Here is a 19,796-nt window from a genome sequence, read left to right as displayed (position 1 = left end):
ATGCGTGCGTTTCTGGTTTTATTGCATCGATATATCGGCCTGGCCATTGCGGTGTTTCTATTGCTGGCGGGCCTTACAGGCAGTGTGCTGGCGTTCAATCATGAACTGGATGAATGGCTGAATCCGCAATTCTATAAAGCGACGTCAGTGGGTGAGCGCCTGCCGCCCGGCGCGTTGGTAGAGGCGGTGCAAACTGCACATCCGAAACTGCAAGTCTGGTACATGGAGTATCCGCAGGAGGCGGGGCATACGGCGCTGCTGGCGGCCGTTCCGCGTAAAGATCCGGCGACGGGCCAGCCGTTCGATGAGCGCAATCAGGTGTTCTATCTGGACCCGATCAGCGCGGAGCAAAAAGGCGCGCGCTACTGGGGTGAATGCTGTTTTCAGCGGGAGAACTTCATCCCGTTCATTCTGGAGTTTCACTACAACCTGACATTGCCGGGTAACTGGGGATTGCTGTTGATGGGTGGGGTGGCGATCGCGTGGGTGATCGACTGCTTTGTCGCATTGTTCCTGACCTTGCCGCGCGGCAAGCCCTTCTGGAAGAAGTGGGCGACTGCTTGGAAGGTCAAAGGCGGGCATGCCTACCGCTTGAACTTCGACCTGCATCGCGCCGGAGGATTGTGGTTGTGGCTACTGCTGTTACCGATCGCCGTCAGCAGCGTAGCAATGAACTTGCCGAGCCAAGTGTTCAAGCCTGCGGTTTCTTTGTTTTCGCCCATCGAGCCGAGCGTTTATGAAGCCAGAGGACGAATGCCCGCCAATCAACTGGGGACGACACAGTTGAGCTATCAACAGGCGTACGAAAGGGCATTGCAGGAAGGGGAACGATTAGGACTGACGGCCGCGATCGGCGAGTTGTATTACAGCTTTGAGTACAACTTCTACGGCGCAGGATTTGGACAGCACGATACGGACGCTCACGGTAAATCCTGGTTGTTCTTTCACGGTACCGATGGCCGATTATTGGGACAGGAGGTCGCGGGACAGGGCACGCTTGGAGAGCAGTTCTATCGACTCCAGTTGCCCATACATGGGGGACGGATCATCGGGGTGACAGGGCAGGTAATGATCGCGGTACTGGGTGTGTTGATTGCGGGGTTGTCAGGGACGGGCGTTTATATCTGGTGGCGCAAGTGGCGGGCAAGACGCAGCAGCAAGACTCGCAGAACGGCATGATCTTTCGTACACGCTTAAATGACAAAACCCCTGTCTGCGTTAGCAGACAGGGGTTTCGGAATTCAATCTTGACGATGACCTACTCTCACATGGGGAAACCCCACACTACCATCGGCGATACATCGTTTCACTGCTGAGTTCGGGATGGGATCAGGTGGTTCCAATGTTCTATGGTCGTCAAGAAATTCTTTATCTGGCCCGTCAACACGGTAACAAACCAGCAAAAACAGGAACTTCTACTAAAATAAAACCCCAACTGCTTTCGCAATTGGGGTTTCGGAATTTAATCTTGACGATGACCTACTCTCACATGGGGAAACCCCACACTACCATCGGCGATGCATCGTTTCACTGCTGAGTTCGGGATGGGATCAGGTGGTTCCAACGCTCTATGGTCGTCAAGAAATTCGGGTACTGACTCGGGACCGGATGGCCTCGCTTCAGCAAATTGGGTATGTGACAGCTAGGTGTTTGTGAATTTCGAACTTTCGGTTCGTTTCGTCTTCACACACCGCAATCTGGTGCCTTTTCAGGTCAGCAAATTGCTTGGGTGTTATATGGTCAAGCCTCACGGGCAATTAGTATTGGTTAGCTCAACGCCTCACAGCGCTTACACACCCAACCTATCAACGTCGTAGTCTTCGACGGCCCTTCAGGGAACTCAAGGTTCCAGTGAGATCTCATCTTGAGGCAAGTTTCCCGCTTAGATGCTTTCAGCGGTTATCTTTCCCGAACATAGCTACCCGGCAATGCCACTGGCGTGACAACCGGAACACCAGAGGTTCGTCCACTCCGGTCCTCTCGTACTAGGAGCAGCCCCTCTCAAATCTCAAACGTCCACGGCAGATAGGGACCGAACTGTCTCACGACGTTCTAAACCCAGCTCGCGTACCACTTTAAATGGCGAACAGCCATACCCTTGGGACCGGCTTCAGCCCCAGGATGTGATGAGCCGACATCGAGGTGCCAAACACCGCCGTCGATATGAACTCTTGGGCGGTATCAGCCTGTTATCCCCGGAGTACCTTTTATCCGTTGAGCGATGGCCCTTCCATACAGAACCACCGGATCACTAAGACCTACTTTCGTACCTGCTCGACGTGTCTGTCTCGCAGTCAAGCGCGCTTTTGCCTTTATACTCTACGACCGATTTCCGACCGGTCTGAGCGCACCTTCGTACTCCTCCGTTACTCTTTAGGAGGAGACCGCCCCAGTCAAACTACCCACCATACACTGTCCTCGATCCGGATAACGGACCTGAGTTAGAACCTCAAAGTTGCCAGGGTGGTATTTCAAGGATGGCTCCACGCGAACTGGCGTCCACGCTTCAAAGCCTCCCACCTATCCTACACAAGCAAATTCAAAGTCCAGTGCAAAGCTATAGTAAAGGTTCACGGGGTCTTTCCGTCTAGCCGCGGATACACTGCATCTTCACAGCGATTTCAATTTCACTGAGTCTCGGGTGGAGACAGCGCCGCCATCGTTACGCCATTCGTGCAGGTCGGAACTTACCCGACAAGGAATTTCGCTACCTTAGGACCGTTATAGTTACGGCCGCCGTTTACCGGGGCTTCGATCAAGAGCTTCGCGTTAGCTAACCCCATCAATTAACCTTCCGGCACCGGGCAGGCGTCACACCCTATACGTCCACTTTCGTGTTTGCAGAGTGCTGTGTTTTTAATAAACAGTCGCAGCGGCCTGGTATCTTCGACCGGCATGAGCTTACGGAGCAAGTCCTTCACCCTCACCGGCGCACCTTCTCCCGAAGTTACGGTGCCATTTTGCCTAGTTCCTTCACCCGAGTTCTCTCAAGCGCCTTGGTATTCTCTACCCAACCACCTGTGTCGGTTTGGGGTACGGTTCCTGGTTACCTGAAGCTTAGAAGCTTTTCTTGGAAGCATGGCATCAACCACTTCGTGTTCTAAAAGAACACTCGTCATCAGCTCTCGGCCTTAAGATCCCGGATTTACCTAAGATCTCAGCCTACCACCTTAAACTTGGACAACCAACGCCAAGCTGGCCTAGCCTTCTCCGTCCCTCCATCGCAATAACCAGAAGTACAGGAATATTAACCTGTTTTCCATCGACTACGCTTTTCAGCCTCGCCTTAGGGACCGACTAACCCTGCGTCGATTAACGTTGCGCAGGAAACCTTGGTCTTTCGGCGTGGGTGTTTTTCACACCCATTGTCGTTACTCATGTCAGCATTCGCACTTCTGATACCTCCAGCAAGCTTCTCAACTCACCTTCACAGGCTTACAGAACGCTCCTCTACCGCATCATCCGAAGATGATACCCGTAGCTTCGGTGTATGGTTTGAGCCCCGTTACATCTTCCGCGCAGGCCGACTCGACTAGTGAGCTATTACGCTTTCTTTAAAGGGTGGCTGCTTCTAAGCCAACCTCCTAGCTGTCTAAGCCTTCCCACATCGTTTCCCACTTAACCATAACTTTGGGACCTTAGCTGACGGTCTGGGTTGTTTCCCTTTTCACGACGGACGTTAGCACCCGCCGTGTGTCTCCCATGCTCGGCACTTGTAGGTATTCGGAGTTTGCATCGGTTTGGTAAGTCGGGATGACCCCCTAGCCGAAACAGTGCTCTACCCCCTACAGTGATACATGAGGCGCTACCTAAATAGCTTTCGAGGAGAACCAGCTATCTCCGAGCTTGATTAGCCTTTCACTCCGATCCACAGGTCATCCGCTAACTTTTCAACGGTAGTCGGTTCGGTCCTCCAGTCAGTGTTACCTAACCTTCAACCTGCCCATGGATAGATCGCCCGGTTTCGGGTCTATTCCCAGCGACTAGACGCCCTATTAAGACTCGCTTTCGCTACGCCTCCCCTATTCGGTTAAGCTCGCCACTGAAAATAAGTCGCTGACCCATTATACAAAAGGTACGCAGTCACAGAACAAAGTCTGCTCCCACTGCTTGTACGCATACGGTTTCAGGATCTATTTCACTCCCCTCTCCGGGGTTCTTTTCGCCTTTCCCTCACGGTACTAGTTCACTATCGGTCAGTCAGTAGTATTTAGCCTTGGAGGATGGTCCCCCCATATTCAGACAAAGTTTCTCGTGCTCCGTCCTACTCGATTTCATGACTAAGAGATTTTCGCGTACAGGGCTATCACCCACTATGGCCGCACTTTCCAGAGCGTTCCGCTAATCTCAAAGCCACTTAAGGGCTAGTCCCCGTTCGCTCGCCACTACTAAGGGAATCTCGGTTGATTTCTTTTCCTCAGGGTACTTAGATGTTTCAGTTCCCCTGGTTCGCCTCTTGCACCTATGTATTCAGTACAAGATAACCATCTTATGATGGCTGGGTTCCCCCATTCAGATATCTCCGGATCAAAGTCTGTTTGCCGACTCCCCGAAGCTTTTCGCAGGCTACCACGTCTTTCATCGCCTCTGACTGCCAAGGCATCCACCGTATGCGCTTCTTCACTTGACCATATAACCCCAAGCAATCTGGTTATACTGTGAAGACGACATTCGCCGAAAATTCGAATTTCTCAACTAAGAGAACTCACAAATTTTACCTTAGCCTGATCCGTTACCAGTGAAAGTAACGTTCAGTCTATCTTTCTATCACATACCCAAATTTTTAAAGAACGATCTAATCAAAAGACTAGAAATCAATATTCAGCTCGAATATTCATTTCTAAACTCTCAAACTTCGAAGCAGTTTATGGTGGAGCCAAGCGGGATCGAACCGCTGACCTCCTGCGTGCAAGGCAGGCGCTCTCCCAGCTGAGCTATGGCCCCATAACAAAATTGGTGGGTCTGGGCAGATTCGAACTGCCGACCTCACCCTTATCAGGGGTGCGCTCTAACCAACTGAGCTACAGACCCAATTTCGAGCTTGTAACTGTTAGCTCAGAGCTATCAGCTTGGAGCTTAAAGCTGCTTCTATCGTCTTCTTCAATGAATCAAGCAATTCGTGTGGGAGCTCATGCAGCAGCTGATGTCGTCGATTAAGGAGGTGATCCAGCCGCAGGTTCCCCTACGGCTACCTTGTTACGACTTCACCCCAGTCATGAATCACACCGTGGTAACCGTCCTCCCGAAGGTTAGACTAGCTACTTCTGGTGCAACCCACTCCCATGGTGTGACGGGCGGTGTGTACAAGGCCCGGGAACGTATTCACCGCGACATTCTGATTCGCGATTACTAGCGATTCCGACTTCACGCAGTCGAGTTGCAGACTGCGATCCGGACTACGATCGGTTTTATGGGATTAGCTCCACCTCGCGGCTTGGCAACCCTTTGTACCGACCATTGTAGCACGTGTGTAGCCCAGGCCGTAAGGGCCATGATGACTTGACGTCATCCCCACCTTCCTCCGGTTTGTCACCGGCAGTCTCCTTAGAGTGCCCACCATTACGTGCTGGTAACTAAGGACAAGGGTTGCGCTCGTTACGGGACTTAACCCAACATCTCACGACACGAGCTGACGACAGCCATGCAGCACCTGTCTCAATGTTCCCGAAGGCACCAATCCATCTCTGGAAAGTTCATTGGATGTCAAGGCCTGGTAAGGTTCTTCGCGTTGCTTCGAATTAAACCACATGCTCCACCGCTTGTGCGGGCCCCCGTCAATTCATTTGAGTTTTAACCTTGCGGCCGTACTCCCCAGGCGGTCAACTTAATGCGTTAGCTGCGCCACTAAGAGCTCAAGGCTCCCAACGGCTAGTTGACATCGTTTACGGCGTGGACTACCAGGGTATCTAATCCTGTTTGCTCCCCACGCTTTCGCACCTCAGTGTCAGTATCAGTCCAGGTGGTCGCCTTCGCCACTGGTGTTCCTTCCTATATCTACGCATTTCACCGCTACACAGGAAATTCCACCACCCTCTACCATACTCTAGCTTGCCAGTTTTGGATGCAGTTCCCAGGTTGAGCCCGGGGATTTCACATCCAACTTAACAAACCACCTACGCGCGCTTTACGCCCAGTAATTCCGATTAACGCTTGCACCCTCTGTATTACCGCGGCTGCTGGCACAGAGTTAGCCGGTGCTTATTCTGTCGGTAACGTCAAAACAGCAAAGTATTAATTTACTGCCCTTCCTCCCAACTTAAAGTGCTTTACAATCCGAAGACCTTCTTCACACACGCGGCATGGCTGGATCAGGCTTTCGCCCATTGTCCAATATTCCCCACTGCTGCCTCCCGTAGGAGTCTGGACCGTGTCTCAGTTCCAGTGTGACTGATCATCCTCTCAGACCAGTTACGGATCGTCGCCTTGGTGAGCCATTACCTCACCAACTAGCTAATCCGACCTAGGCTCATCTGATAGCGCAAGGCCCGAAGGTCCCCTGCTTTCTCCCGTAGGACGTATGCGGTATTAGCGTTCCTTTCGAAACGTTGTCCCCCACTATCAGGCAGATTCCTAGGCATTACTCACCCGTCCGCCGCTGAATCCAGGAGCAAGCTCCTCTCATCCGCTCGACTTGCATGTGTTAGGCCTGCCGCCAGCGTTCAATCTGAGCCATGATCAAACTCTTCAGTTCAAACATCTTTGGGTTTTTAAGAAACCCTAAACTTGGCTCAGCAATCGTTGGTTACATCTTTGATTTCTCGCGGAGTAACTTGCGATGCTGATAATCTTGTTGACTATCAGTCTGACTGCACAAGCACCCACACGAATTGCTTGATTCAGTTGTTAAAGAGCGGTTGGTTAAGATCTTTCGTCTCAACCGAGGCGCGCATTCTACAGCAGCCTCATTTGCTGTCAAGTGATTATTTTCAGAAGTTTTCGAAGAATTCTTCAACAACTTCAACCACTTGCGCTTCCGATCTCTCGTTAGCGGGAGGCGAATTCTACAGCGTTAATCGCTGCTGTCAACACCTCTTTTTCTCCGCTTTCGACCGAGAAGATCGAACCGTTAAAAGAGCTACACATCGCTGCTCTTTCAACTTCTTCCAGACTTCGATGACCTGAAGCAAGTCGCTGTCGAAAACTGCGTAACTCTCTGAATCTCAAGGAGTTTTCCGTTTCGACTGCGCCGGAAGTGGGGCGAATTATAGACCTCTGGAATCTGCCGTCAACCATTAATTTCGCTTTTCTTTCAATAACTTGCGTATTGGTTAAAAAACATTCAATCAAATGAGAAAAGAGCTTCTTCTATATAGAAGAAGACTTAAAGGACGCCTTCCTCCTTCAACGCAGCCACCGCGCCTGCCCCCAGACCCAGCACCCGCTGCAGAACCTCTAATGTGTGCTCACCTAATAAAGGAGGCGCATGACGATATTCAACGGGCGTCTCCGACAATCGAATCGGGCTGGCCACCTGAGGCACCATCCCCGCCAATGCATGCGGCAGCTCTATCGCCAGACCGCGCGCCTTCACTTGGGGATCTTTAAACACCTGCGACAGATCATTGATCGGCCCACAAGGCACACCCGCCTGCTCCAGTTGAGCAACCCACTCGGCCGTGGTCTTGAAGACCGTAGCTTGGCGGATCAACGGGATCAGCACCGCGCGGTTCGCTACCCGCAGTTTGTTGGTCGCGAAGCGCGGATCATCCGCCCACTGCGGTTGGCCAGCCACCTCTGCGAACTTGCGGAACTGCCCGTCATTACCCACGGTAAGAATGAAGTCACCATCCGCCGTAGGAAAGTCCTGATAAGGCACGATGTTGGGATGCGCATTTCCCAGACGCTTTGGCGCATTGCCCGTGGTCAGGTAGTTCATCGCCTGGTTAGCCAGACACGCGACCTGCACATCCAGCAACGCCATATCGATGTGCTGGCCACCACCGTCGTGATCGCGATGAGCCAACGCCGCGAGAATCGCCACCGTTGAATACAGCCCAGTAAGAATGTCCGTGAGCGCGACACCGACTTTCACCGGACCAGCACCGTCGTCTCCTTCGGGTCGGCCGGTCAGGCTCATCAAGCCGCCAAGCCCCTGGATCATGAAGTCATACCCTGCGCGCTTCGCGTACGGGCCGGTCTGGCCGAAGCCGGTGATTGAGCAGTAGATCAGATTCGGGTTGAGAACCCTCAGCGACTCATAGTCCAGACCATAGGCCGCCAGACCACCTACTTTGAAATTCTCAATCATAATGTCCGACTTCGCCGCCAGGTCGCGCACCAGCTTCTGACCTTCAGAACGGGTGAAGTCGATGGTCACCGATTGCTTGTTGCGGTTGGCCGAGAGGTAATAAGCCGCTTCCGATGTGTTCTCGCCGTAAGCGTCTTTAAGAAAGGGCGGGCCCCAGGCGCGGGTGTCATCACCATTGCCCGGGCGCTCGACCTTGATCACCTCGGCGCCCAGGTCGGCGAGGATCTGTCCGGCCCAAGGCCCGGCCAGCACTCGTGATAAATCCAGTACCCGTAGATGCGACAGCGCGCCCATGGTCCGCCCTCCTATTAATAGAACGCCTGCAGACCGGTTTGCGCACGCCCGAGGATCAGCGCGTGAACGTCATGGGTACCTTCATAGGTATTCACCACTTCCAGGTTGACCAGGTGACGGGCCACGCCGAACTCATCGGAGATGCCGTTACCACCGAGCATGTCGCGCGCCATCCGTGCGATATCCAGCGATTTGCCGCAGGAGTTGCGCTTCATGATCGAAGTGATTTCAACGGCGGCGGTACCTTCGTCCTTCATCCGGCCCAAGCGCAGGCAACCTTGCAGTGCCAGAGTGATCTCGGTCTGCATGTCGGCGAGTTTCTTCTGCACCAGTTGAGTCGCGGCCAACGGTCGACCGAATTGCTGACGATCCAGAGTGTATTGACGCGCGGTGTGCCAGCAGAACTCGGCCGCGCCCAGTGCGCCCCAGGAAATGCCGTAGCGTGCGGAATTGAGGCAGGTGAACGGACCTTTCAGACCACGGACGTCCGGGAAGATGTTTTCTTCCGGCACGAACACATTGTCCATGACGATCTCGCCGGTGATGGAAGCGCGCAGGCCGACCTTACCGTGAATCGCCGGAGCGCTCAGACCTTTCCAGCCTTTCTCCAGAACGAATCCACGGATATCGCCGGCGTCATCCTTGGCCCAGACCACAAATACGTCAGCGATCGGGCTGTTGGTGATCCACATCTTCGCGCCGGTCAGGCTGTAGCCGCCATCGACCTTGCGCGCCCGGCTGATCATCGCGCCCGGATCGGAACCGTGGTTCGGCTCGGTCAGACCGAAGCAACCGATCCATTCGCCGGAAGCCAGTTTCGGCAGATACTTCTGTTTCTGTGCTTCGGTACCGAATTCGTTAATCGGCACCATCACTAGCGAGGACTGCACGCTCATCATCGAGCGATAGCCGGAGTCGACGCGCTCGACCTCACGGGCAATCAGGCCATAACTGACGTAATTCAGACCACTGCCACCGTATTGTTCGGGAATGGTCGCACCGAGCAGGCCGACTTCACCCATCTCGCGGAAGATTGCCGGGTCGGTCTTCTCATGACGGAAAGCTTCGAGCACACGCGGCGCCAGACTCTGTTGAGCGAACTGCGCGGCGGTGTCGCGGATCATCCGCTCTTCTTCGGTGAGCTGTTGATCCAGCAGCAGGGGATCGATCCAATTGAAACTAGCTTTACCGCCCATGAGTGTGCCCTCGCAATCGGGTGAATTAACGTGGCATTGATCCTAGGCGCGGTTCGCCATCGCGGCAAACGAGGATTTCGCATCCTGTTGTGCTAATTTCTCACTCCGAAACGTCGCGAATTGCCTTTTATGCGGCGCATTAGTGAGGTTGACGTACATGCGCAGGAAGATCCCCAGCACCGCCGCACTGATCAGCTTCGAAGCTGCCGCCCGCCATGAGAGCTTTACCCGTGCCGCTGAAGAGCTGTCGCTCACCCAGGGTGCCATTTGCCGACAGATCGCCAGCCTTGAGGAATTCCTCAGCGTGGAGTTGTTCCGGCGCTCGCGACGTGGGGTGAAGCTGACGGAAGCGGGACTTTCATATAGCCGTCGGGTGGCGACTCAGCTCGATGCAGTGGAGCGCGACACCCTTTCGGTGATGGGCCAGCAGGGCACCAACGTCATCGAGCTCGCCGTCGTCCCGACCTTCGGCACGCAATGGCTGCTGCCACGGCTCAAGGATTTCCAGCTCAAGCACCCGGAAGTGACCGTCAACCTGACCAACCGCACTCGGCCATTCCTGTTTGCCGACACCGAATTCGATGCCGCGATTTACTTCGGCGACGCCGACTGGTCGGGTACCGAATCCCACAGGTTGATGGGCGAAAATCCGATGCCGGTGTGCAGCCCCGCCCTACTCGGCGATCGCAAGCAACTGACAGCGCAAGCCATCGCCGAGCTACCGCTGCTGCAGCAGACCACCCGACCTTACGCCTGGCGCCAATGGTTCAACTCGCAGCAACTGAATATCCCTCGCGACATGACAGGCCCACGCTACGAGCTATTCTCCATGCTTGCCCAGGCAGCCATGCACGACATGGGCGTTGCGCTGATTCCGCCGTTTCTGATTCAGCGCGAGCTGACAGAGAAACGTCTGGTGGTTGCCAACTCTCAAGCGCTCTCCAGCATCAAGGCCTATTACCTGATGATTCCGGAGCGAAAAGTCGAATCGGCTTCGCTGAAAGCATTTCGTGACTGGCTGGTAAATCAGGCGCAGAGCTACAGCCTAGAAGAATAAAGGCCTTGCGCAATACCTAACCCCGTAGTCAGAAAAACCAAAGCCCTACAGATATAACTATTTGTCGCTTCTGAGCAGACTGTATCCGAAAGTCGTACAGACGTCCCACAAGCTGCCAAACACGTGGCTTTGAGCCTCTAACGGCGACTCATTGCTGCCTATTCACGCCACCGATGCGAATTTTTTTCAAATTCAGCCAGAATCCTTGCAGGGCACGGCCTGCAAGGGGTTCAACTGGCCATCTGCGACATTCGGTCACGGCATGACTTGTAGTTAATTTTCCGTCACCCGTCATAATCCCTTGAAGGGCATAAAGTTCGCCTGCAAAATGCCGCGCCCCGCCCTGATTCGGCGGGATCGTGCTGATCGGCCGCCCCAGTCGCACCATCCGTAGTGCATGGGTTTACTCAATAAGATCACGCAGGAGATTTGACGTGCACATTGGTGTTCCTCTCGAAACCCAGACCGGTGAAACACGGGTTGCTGCAACCCCGGAAACCATCAAGAAGCTGATCAGCCAAGGCCATAAGGTCACTGTGCAAAGCGGCGCTGGCGTCAAAGCCAGTGTCGTCGACAGTGCCTATGAAGCGGCCGGCGCAAGCATTGGCAGCGCCAATGACGCGTTTGGCGCCGAGCTGATTCTCAAAGTGGTCGCGCCAAGCGATGCCGAACTGCCGCTGATCAAGCGCGGCACGGTGCTCGTGGGCATGCTCAACCCGTTCAACAACGAGACCATCGCGAAGATGGCCGAATGCGGCATTACCGCATTCGCCCTCGAAGCGGCGCCGCGCACCTCGCGGGCGCAGAGTCTTGATGTGTTGTCGTCGCAGGCGAATATCGCCGGCTACAAAGCGGTGTTGCTCGCGGCTCACTATTACCCACGCTTCATGCCGATGCTGATGACTGCTGCGGGTACCGTGAAAGCGGCGCGGGTGCTGATTCTTGGCGCGGGCGTGGCCGGTTTGCAGGCGATTGCCACAGCGAAACGCCTGGGTGCGGTGATCGAAGCGTCCGACGTGCGTCCAGCGGTGAAGGAACAGATCGAATCCCTCGGCGCCAAGTTCGTCGACGTGCCTTACGAGACCGATGAAGAGCGCGAATGCGCCGTCGGTGTCGGCGGTTACGCGCGGCCGATGCCGGCGAGCTGGATGCAGCGTCAGGCGCAGGCTGTGCACGAGCGCGCCAAGCAGGCCGATATCGTCATCACCACCGCGCTGATTCCGGGCCGCAAAGCGCCGACGCTGCTCAGCGCCGAGACCGTGGCGCAGATGAAGCCGGGCTCGGTGGTCATCGACCTCGCGGCCGCTCAGGGTGGCAACTGTCCGCTGACCGTCGCCGATCAGGTCGTTGTGGAAAACGGTGTGACGATCGTCGGTCCGACCAACCTCGCCGGTGAAGTCGCTGCCGATGCTTCGGCGCTGTACGCACGCAACCTGCTGGACTTCCTCAAGCTGGTGTTCACCAAGGAAGGCCAGTTCGACGTCAACCTCGAAGACGACATCGTCGCCGCGTGCCTGATGTGCCGCGACGGCCAAGTCATCCGCAAAAACGCCTAAGCAGGGATTCAGACGATGGAAGAGCTTATCTCCCCCGGTATCTACAACCTGATCATCTTCGTGCTGGCGATTTATGTCGGTTACCACGTGGTCTGGAACGTTACACCTGCGCTGCACACGCCGTTGATGGCAGTCACCAACGCGATCTCGGCGATCGTGATCGTCGGCGCCATGCTCGCCGCTGCGCTGACAGTCACGCCGTTGGGCAAGACCATGGGCACGCTGGCTGTGGCACTGGCGGCGGTCAATGTGTTCGGTGGCTTCCTGGTCACTCGCCGCATGCTTGAGATGTTCAAAAAGAAAGCCCCGAAAGCAAAAGAAGAGGCGCCGAAGTAATGAGCATGAATCTCGTGACGACGCTCTACCTGATCGCGTCGATCTGCTTTATCCAGGCCCTCAAAGGCCTGTCGCACCCGACCACCTCGCGGCGCGGCAACCTGTTCGGCATGCTTGGCATGGCACTGGCCATCATCACCACGGTCGGCCTGATCTATAAGTTGGGCGCTGAACTGGCCACGGCTGGCATCGGTTATGTGATCGTTGGCCTGCTGGTCGGCGGCACCGCCGGTTCGATCATGGCCAAACGCGTTGAAATGACCAAGATGCCGGAACTGGTAGCGTTCATGCACAGCATGATCGGCCTCGCGGCGGTGTTCATTGCCATTGCGGCGGTAGTTGAGCCGCAGTCGTTGGGTATCGTTAAACAGCTGGGCGATGCGATCCCGGCGGGCAACCGTCTGGAGCTGTTCCTCGGTGCGGCAATCGGTGCGATCACTTTCTCCGGTTCGGTGATTGCCTTTGGCAAGCTCTCGGGCAAGTACAAGTTCCGCCTGTTCCAGGGCGCACCGGTACAGTTCAGTGGCCAGCACAAGCTCAATGCGATTCTGGGTCTGGCAACGCTGGTTCTCGGTCTGACTTTCATGTTCACCGGCAACCTTACGGCGTTCGCACTGATGCTGGCGCTGGCGTTCGTGATGGGCGTGCTGATCATCATCCCGATCGGCGGCGCTGACATGCCGGTGGTGGTGTCGATGCTCAACAGCTATTCCGGCTGGGCGGCGGCGGGCATCGGTTTCTCGCTGAACAACTCGATGCTGATCATTGCCGGCTCGCTGGTGGGTTCGAGCGGTGCGATTCTCTCGTACATCATGTGCAAGGCGATGAACCGCTCCTTCTTCAATGTACTGCTCGGCGGTTTCGGCAACACAGCCGATGCAGGTCCTGCCGGTGCGCAGGAAGCCCGCCCGGTGAAATCCGGCTCGGCGGATGACGCGACTTTCCTGCTGACCAACGCCGATACCGTGATCATCGTCCCGGGTTACGGTCTGGCCGTGGCCCGCGCGCAACACGCGCTGAAGGAATTGACCGAGAAGCTGACCCATCGCGGCGTAACGGTTAAGTACGCGATCCACCCGGTGGCCGGTCGGATGCCTGGGCATATGAACGTCCTGCTCGCCGAGGCCGAAGTGCCTTACGACCAGGTGTTCGAGATGGAAGACATCAACTCCGAGTTCGGTCAGGCCGACGTGGTGCTGGTGCTCGGCGCGAACGACGTGGTCAACCCGGCCGCGAAGAACGATCCGAAGTCACCGATTGCCGGTATGCCGATTCTCGAAGCGTTCAAGGCCAAGACCATCATCGTCAACAAGCGCTCGATGGCCAGCGGCTACGCCGGCCTGGACAACGAACTGTTCTATCTGGACAAAACCATGATGGTTTTCGGCGATGCGAAGAAAGTCATCGAAGACATGGTCAAAGCGGTCGAGTAATTCACCACTGCAATAGCGAACGCCCCGACTTGTCGGGGCGTTTTTGTTTGCGCCAGACGCTGGACAATTTGCCGCGTTGTTGCAGATCCGGTAACGGTGTTTTACTGCAAACCCGCGAAATAGAGGCCTCGTTTGCGACCTTGGTAGCGGGACAGGCGCCGGCCAAATTCACTAGACTGCGCATCCTGCTACTCGTTGCCCGAGATAATAATCCATGTACCGTGACCGTATTCGCCTGCCTTCGTTGTTGGACAAAGTGATGAGCGCTGCCGACGCTGCCGCTCTGATTGAGGACGGCATGACCGTCGGCATGAGCGGTTTCACCCGCGCCGGCGAAGCCAAGGCCGTTCCCCACGCACTGGCCGAGCGCGCCAAGGTCACGCCGCTGAAGATCAGCCTGATGACTGGCGCCAGCCTGGGCAACGACCTCGACAAGCAACTGACCGAGGCCGGCGTGCTGTCGCGGCGCATGCCGTTTCAGGTCGACAGCACGTTGCGCAAGGCAATCAACGCCGGTGAAGTGATGTTCATTGACCAGCATCTCTCGGAAACGGTCGAGCAGTTGCGCAACCAGCAATTGAAGCTGCCGGACATCGCCGTCATCGAGGCAGTCGCCATCACCGAACAAGGCCATATCGTGCCGACCACGTCGGTGGGCAACTCGGCCAGCTTCGCGATCTTCGCCAAACAAGTGATCGTCGAAATCAACCTGGCCCACAACGCCAACCTCGAAGGCCTGCACGACATCTATATCCCGACGTACCGCCCGACGCGGACGCCAATCCCGCTGGTGAAAGTCGACGATCGCATCGGCAGCACGGCGATCCCGATTCCACCGGAGAAGATCGTTGCGATTGTCATCACTCAGCAGTCGGACTCGCCATCCACAGTGTCGGTACCGGACGTTGATACCAATGCCATCGCTGAACACCTGATCACCTTCTTCAAGCAGGAAGTCGCGGCCGGGCGCATGACCAACAAGCTTGGCCCACTGCAGGCCGGCATCGGCAACATCGCCAACGCAGTGATGTGCGGCTTGATCGACTCGCCGTTCGAAGACCTGACCATGTACTCGGAAGTGCTGCAGGACTCGACCTTCGACCTGATCGATGCCGGCAAGCTAAGCTTCGCCTCGGGCAGTTCGATCACCCTGTCCGAGCGCCGCAACAGCGACGTGTTCGGCAACCTGGAGAAGTACAAGGACAAACTGATTCTGCGGCCGCAGGAGATCTCCAATCACCCGGAAGTGGTGCGGCGTCTGGGCATCATTGGCATCAACACCGCGCTGGAGTTCGACATCTATGGCAACGTCAACTCCACCCATGTCTGCGGTACGCGGATGATGAACGGCATCGGCGGTTCCGGCGACTTCGCACGCAATGCGCATCTGGCGGTATTCGTGACCAAATCGATTGCCAAGGGTGGCGCGATTTCCAGCGTGGTGCCGATGGTCAGCCACGTCGACCATACCGAGCATGACGTCGACATTCTGGTGACCGAAGTCGGCCTCGCCGACCTGCGTGGCCTGGCGCCACGGGAACGTGCACGAGTGATCATCGACAACTGCGTGCATCCGGACTTCCGCCAGGCACTGAATGATTACTTCAGCGCTGCCTGTGCAATCGGCGGTCACACCCCGCATATTCTGCGCGAAGCCCTGAGCTGGCATATGAACCTGGAAGAAACCGGGCGCATGCTGGCAGTGTGATTCACACAGATACCCACCGAGGCAAACACAGTTTTGCCTCGGTGGATGCCCGCGAGAAACAGGATCGCAAAAAACTGTACTGCTGTACCGGTCTTTTCCTACCGCAAACTCCTACTCAACCCCCTGATACGAGCCGAAATGCACCAATCAAGTGCAGACAGGTACAGTTCGCCCAATTTCGACCCGTACACCATCCATAAACAGTTAACTGCTCACTCACAATACAAATGAACTGTATCTACAGAGACTATCCAAACGAGAGGATCATGGGCACCAGTCAAACCACTACCTGATCCCGCCACAAGCGGAAGGATGTCAACCATGGAACGTACACTCAGTTCCGAACTGTTCTTCGAAGACAAAGCTGTAAACACCCAGGCTTCCCTGCCTCTGCGCGTTATCGCCAACCTGATGTTGTGGCAGCGCCGCATCTCCAGCCGCCACCAACTGGCCCGTCTGGATTCGCGTCTGCTGGCCGACGCCGGTATCAGCGAAGCACAACGCTACGAAGAGCTGAGCAAGCCGTTCTGGCGCTAAGCAGCGTCGCTGGCTCTGGTCGTCAGACCCACCGCCAGCAACCCGAATTGCACAAGCAAAACCCGTCGTGGGCAACCACGGCGGGTTTTGTCGTTTCAGGGCCTTGAATGCTCTAAAACGCATAACTGAACGAGAACAGGTACAATTTACGAAAACCTCAGATAACACCAGTACAGTTATGCAGAACCTTTGGAGTATCACTGGCCACCACTGGGCGAACCGGATTTGGCAGCCTAATATCCATGCAGAACGTGGCGAACGTTGCGCAACAGGCGTCTGACTCCTCAGATACCGAGCCACCTCTCACTACGGTTTATCCAAAGGAGTTACATCATGACCCGTCTTCGCCTGCTCAGTGCCGCCGCCCTGCTGGCCGTGGCTGCCAACGCCAGCGCTACCAGCTTCATCGTGACCACCGACTCGATCGTCGGCGCGCTGAAAGCCACTTCCGACGCCACTTCCGATGTGACCTCCTCGTTCCGTGACGACAAGATCGTCCTCGCCGCCCGCGACGATGCCGCCAGCTTCGTGGCCAGCGAAGGCGATATCCGTGGGGTAAAGCTGGAAAGCGCGCTCGATCACATCCGCCATCAGGCGCCACAACTCAATGCCACCGATGCCCAATTGGCTCAGGCCATTCTGACGCTCTGATCGCTTGCGGTATTGCGGGACACGCCAGCCGTGTCCCGATGTTTCAACGCTGGCTCTGGCCCGGGCATTTGCGCTAGCCTTCAGGCTCGCTAACAGTTGTCGAGTCCCATGCGCTTTCTTCCAACTTTGCTCATCTCTTCCACTCTATTCACCGCCTGCTGGGCGATGTCTGCCAACGCCTTCGATGCTTTCAATGCATCGACCCAAGGCACGGTTGTCAGCGGTTACGCCACCAGCATGGTGTCTTCTGCGCCGTTCGACCGTAAACTGCTGCGCGCCGCCCATGATGACGCGGCCGCCTTCGTCGCCAGTGACGGTGAATGGCGAGGCGCACGGCTGGAGTCCGCGCTGCATTACCTGCGCAAAACCCGGCCGAAACTTCATGCCAGCGACCTTGAACTGGCAGAGGCAATTCTCGTCCAATAGTTATCCTTGTCCTTCCGGAGTCGTTCCATGCGTAGCCCGCTGATTGCTGCCGCCCTTGGCCTGTTTGTGTTGGCCGATGTGGCCCAGGCGCACACCCTGGTAGCCACCAGTAACATCATCGTTCGTGCCTCCCAGCGCAGCATCGATTTCACTTCCGATACCACCACGTCGATTCGCGATTCGAAAATCATCCGCGAAGCCCACGACGACGCCGCCAGTTTCGTCGCCAGCAACGGCGACATCCGTGGCGCGCACCTCGAAGCCGCTCTCAACACCTTGCGTACACGGGTGCCGGAAGCGCGCGACGCCAGTGATCAGGTACTCGCCGAAGCCATCCTCGCACTGTGAGGTCCGTTGGCGCCTGGCTGCTGGCCGGGGCGTTGTTGCTGCTTGGCAACAGCGCCCACGCCGGCCTGCAATTGCGGCTCAAGACCGAGGGTCTGAGCCCGGCTCAACAACAGGCCAGTCAGGCGCTGATCGATGAGGCCATGGCGAAACTGCCGCCGAGTTTCATCGAGCGGCTGGATCGGCGCATCGACGTCGGCTGGACCGACGACATGCCTGCCAACGCTTACGGGCAGGCAACGCTGGTTGCCGAGCTTGATCTGAATCGCAAGCTTCTCGCCGCTCTCACCGATGGCAGCGCGGCGAAAGAGAAAACCAATCGCCCCCACGGCACTGTGCGCCAGGAACTGCTGGCCACAGTGCTGCACGAAATCACGCATATCTACGACCGCGCGCGTTTATGGCCAAGCGCTGAGCGCACGTTGATCCAGCGCTGCACCCGACGCTTCAACAGCGCCGGGCTGATCGGTATTCCCGATGAGTGTCGCGGGCAGAACGGTCGCCGCTTCACCATCAGCGACGATCCGCGCCTGCTCGATCTGGCCGGGTGGCAACAGTACGTCGGCCGCCGTGGCGAGCGTGAACAACATAACCGGCAGATCGCTCGCAGCCCGGACCTCTACGAAATTTCCAGTCCCAAGGAATTTGTCGCGGTCAACATGGAGTACTTCCTCCTCGACCCGAGCTACGCCTGCCGCCGCCCGGCGCTGTATCGCTACTACAAGGAACATTTCGGCTGGGCGCCGCCAGCGCAGGACACCTGCAGCAAGAGCTTTGCCTTTCTCAATGCGGGCAATGACTTCGCCAAGCAACCCTTGGGACAAGTCGATCCGGAACGGGTCTACGCGGTCGATTACCTGCTGGCCGAGGCCAATCAGAACTGGGTCAGTCGCTGGGGCCACAGCATGCTGCGCCTGGTGATCTGCGCCCCCGGTCGCCCGCGCGGCCCGGATTGCCGCCTCGACCTCGATCAGCACCTGGTGCTGTCCTATCGCGCCTTCGTTGGCGATGTGCAGCTGTCGAGCTGGGATGGACTGGTCGGCAAATACCCGTCGCGGCTGTTCGTGTTGCCGCTGGCACAGGTGATCGACGAATACACCAAGACCGAGCTGCGCAGCCTCGCTTCAGTGCCGCTGAACCTGTCTCGCGAGGAGATCGAGGGCGTGGTCGAACATGCCGCCGAGATGCACTGGAGTTACGACGGCAATTACTTCTTCCTCTCCAACAACTGCGCGGTGGAAGGCTTGAAACTGTTGCGCAGCGGCAGCAATAACAGCCAACTGGTCGGCCTCGACAGCATCATGCCCAACGGCTTGCTGGAAGTGCTCAAGGGCCGTGGTCTGGCCGACACCAGTGTGCTCGACGATCCGAAAGAAGCGCTGCGTCTGGGTTACCGCTTCGACTCGTTCCGCGATCGCTATCAGGCGATGTTCGATGTATTGAAGAAGCAGCTGCCGATCAAGCAGACCACTGTCGAAGACTGGCTGTCACTCAGCGCTGAACAACGCCGCGAATGGTTCGATCGCGCCGACCTGCGCACCAGCGCGGCCCTGTTGCTGCTGGAGCAAGCCAGTTTCCGCCGGCAGTTGTTGCTGGCCCAGGACGAGGTCAAGCAACGCTACCTCGGTGCCCGCGAGCTGGAAAATGGCGGCATGGACAAAGCCAACGCGACCTTGCAGGAGATTCTCGCCAACAGTGGCTTCCTCAGCCGCCCGGCGGAACTGCTCGACTCCAAAGGTTACGGACTACCGCAACCGAGCGAGTTTGGCCGACTGGAAGCGGAAAGCAGCCAACGGCAGAAGAAGCTGCTCGCCCTGTCCGGCGACCTCGATACTGAAGTGCGCAAGCTGCTCGAACCCAAGCGCGCCGCCGAGATTGCCGCCAGCGAGGCCAACGTCAAGCAGATTGGCGAGCATTTGCGCAAACTGCACAAGGCTTCGGGCGGACTGCAATTGCCCTGAGCACAAAAAAGGCTTCAGAACGCCTGTTCTGAAGCCTTTTGGTTTTCC

13 protein-coding genes, 2 tRNA genes and 4 rRNA genes are annotated in these 19,796 nt (G+C 56.6%); 11 read left to right on the top strand and 8 right to left on the bottom strand.

Annotated elements, in window-relative coordinates; all coding sequences use genetic code 11:
* Complete coding sequence (locus tag AB4N73_RS22440; protein WP_095181160.1) at window positions 1-1,179, top strand: PepSY-associated TM helix domain-containing protein; 1,179 nt, start codon at window positions 1-3, stop codon at window positions 1,177-1,179.
* A gap of 66 nt (window positions 1,180-1,245) precedes the next feature.
* On the opposite strand, the gene rrf (AB4N73_RS22435) is transcribed toward AB4N73_RS22440, so the two are convergent.
* The 8 genes from rrf (AB4N73_RS22435) to AB4N73_RS22400 form a co-directional block, all read right to left on the bottom strand.
* A 5S ribosomal RNA gene (rrf, locus tag AB4N73_RS22435) occupies window positions 1,246-1,361 on the bottom strand.
* 105 nt (window positions 1,362-1,466) lie between these two features.
* Window positions 1,467-1,582 (bottom strand): 5S ribosomal RNA (gene rrf / locus AB4N73_RS22430).
* Window positions 1,583-1,736: 154 nt separating this feature from the next.
* Window positions 1,737-4,630 (bottom strand): 23S ribosomal RNA (locus tag AB4N73_RS22425).
* Between the two features lie 238 nt (window positions 4,631-4,868).
* Window positions 4,869-4,944, bottom strand: a tRNA-Ala gene (locus AB4N73_RS22420).
* 10 nt (window positions 4,945-4,954) lie between these two features.
* Window positions 4,955-5,031, bottom strand: a tRNA-Ile gene (locus AB4N73_RS22415).
* 123 nt (window positions 5,032-5,154) lie between these two features.
* Window positions 5,155-6,691, bottom strand: a 16S ribosomal RNA gene (locus AB4N73_RS22410).
* The 16S, 23S and 5S rRNA genes sit together here with 2 tRNA genes alongside, the layout of an rRNA operon.
* A gap of 630 nt (window positions 6,692-7,321) precedes the next feature.
* Entirely contained in the window at window positions 7,322-8,542 is a 1,221-nt protein-coding gene (locus AB4N73_RS22405) for a CaiB/BaiF CoA transferase family protein (RefSeq protein WP_460142560.1), read from the bottom strand.
* Between the two features lie 14 nt (window positions 8,543-8,556).
* Window positions 8,557-9,738, bottom strand: coding sequence for an acyl-CoA dehydrogenase (locus AB4N73_RS22400; RefSeq protein WP_024015035.1), 1,182 nt, complete (start codon window positions 9,736-9,738; stop codon window positions 8,557-8,559).
* Between the two features lie 157 nt (window positions 9,739-9,895).
* Here AB4N73_RS22400 and AB4N73_RS22395 point away from each other — a divergent pair, with 157 nt between their 5' ends.
* The 10 genes from AB4N73_RS22395 to AB4N73_RS22350 all read left to right on the top strand — a co-directional run bounded on the left by AB4N73_RS22395 (window position 9,896) and on the right by AB4N73_RS22350 (window position 19,748).
* Window positions 9,896-10,795, top strand: a complete 900-nt coding sequence (locus AB4N73_RS22395; RefSeq protein ID WP_460142559.1) for a LysR family transcriptional regulator — start codon at window positions 9,896-9,898, stop codon at window positions 10,793-10,795.
* Window positions 10,796-11,229: 434 nt separating this feature from the next.
* Window positions 11,230-12,351, top strand: a complete 1,122-nt coding sequence (locus AB4N73_RS22390; RefSeq protein WP_041476446.1) for a Re/Si-specific NAD(P)(+) transhydrogenase subunit alpha — start codon at window positions 11,230-11,232, stop codon at window positions 12,349-12,351.
* Window positions 12,352-12,366: 15 nt separating this feature from the next.
* A complete protein-coding gene (locus AB4N73_RS22385; protein ID WP_003220416.1) occupies window positions 12,367-12,687 on the top strand; it encodes an NAD(P) transhydrogenase subunit alpha part 2 in 321 nt (106 codons plus the stop codon).
* On the top strand, window positions 12,687-14,120 hold the full coding sequence (locus AB4N73_RS22380; RefSeq protein ID WP_041476447.1) for an NAD(P)(+) transhydrogenase (Re/Si-specific) subunit beta: 1,434 nt from the start codon (window positions 12,687-12,689) through the stop codon (window positions 14,118-14,120). Before AB4N73_RS22385 ends, AB4N73_RS22380 begins: the two co-directional genes overlap by 1 nt.
* Before the next feature lie 214 nt (window positions 14,121-14,334).
* Window positions 14,335-15,828, top strand: a complete 1,494-nt coding sequence (locus AB4N73_RS22375) for an acetyl-CoA hydrolase/transferase family protein (RefSeq protein WP_071173986.1) — start codon at window positions 14,335-14,337, stop codon at window positions 15,826-15,828.
* 321 nt (window positions 15,829-16,149) lie between these two features.
* The gene (locus AB4N73_RS22370; protein WP_007911656.1) at window positions 16,150-16,365 is read left to right on the top strand and encodes a DUF1127 domain-containing protein; all 216 of its coding nucleotides are present in this window, start codon (window positions 16,150-16,152) and stop codon (window positions 16,363-16,365) included.
* Window positions 16,366-16,698: 333 nt separating this feature from the next.
* Window positions 16,699-17,016, top strand: a complete 318-nt coding sequence (locus AB4N73_RS22365; protein WP_016772298.1) for a DUF2388 domain-containing protein — start codon at window positions 16,699-16,701, stop codon at window positions 17,014-17,016.
* 108 nt (window positions 17,017-17,124) lie between these two features.
* Window positions 17,125-17,442, top strand: coding sequence for a DUF2388 domain-containing protein (locus tag AB4N73_RS22360; protein ID WP_056791311.1), 318 nt, complete (start codon window positions 17,125-17,127; stop codon window positions 17,440-17,442).
* Window positions 17,443-17,469: 27 nt separating this feature from the next.
* Window positions 17,470-17,790 (top strand): DUF2388 domain-containing protein, encoded by a 321-nt coding sequence (locus AB4N73_RS22355; RefSeq protein ID WP_041476450.1) that lies wholly within the window; start codon window positions 17,470-17,472, stop codon window positions 17,788-17,790.
* Window positions 17,787-19,748 carry a DUF7844 domain-containing protein gene (locus tag AB4N73_RS22350; RefSeq protein ID WP_315435052.1) on the top strand — a complete coding sequence of 654 codons (1,962 nt, stop codon included), beginning with the start codon at window positions 17,787-17,789 and terminating at the stop codon, window positions 19,746-19,748. The genes AB4N73_RS22355 and AB4N73_RS22350 overlap by 4 nt, the downstream gene beginning before the upstream one ends.
* Window positions 19,749-19,796: the final 48 nt, after the last annotated feature.

The sequence above is a fragment of the Pseudomonas sp. S3_B08 genome, assembly GCF_054667725.1.
The sequence above is the reverse complement of the archived record's forward strand: the minus strand, read 5'-3'. Positions and strand labels throughout refer to the sequence as shown.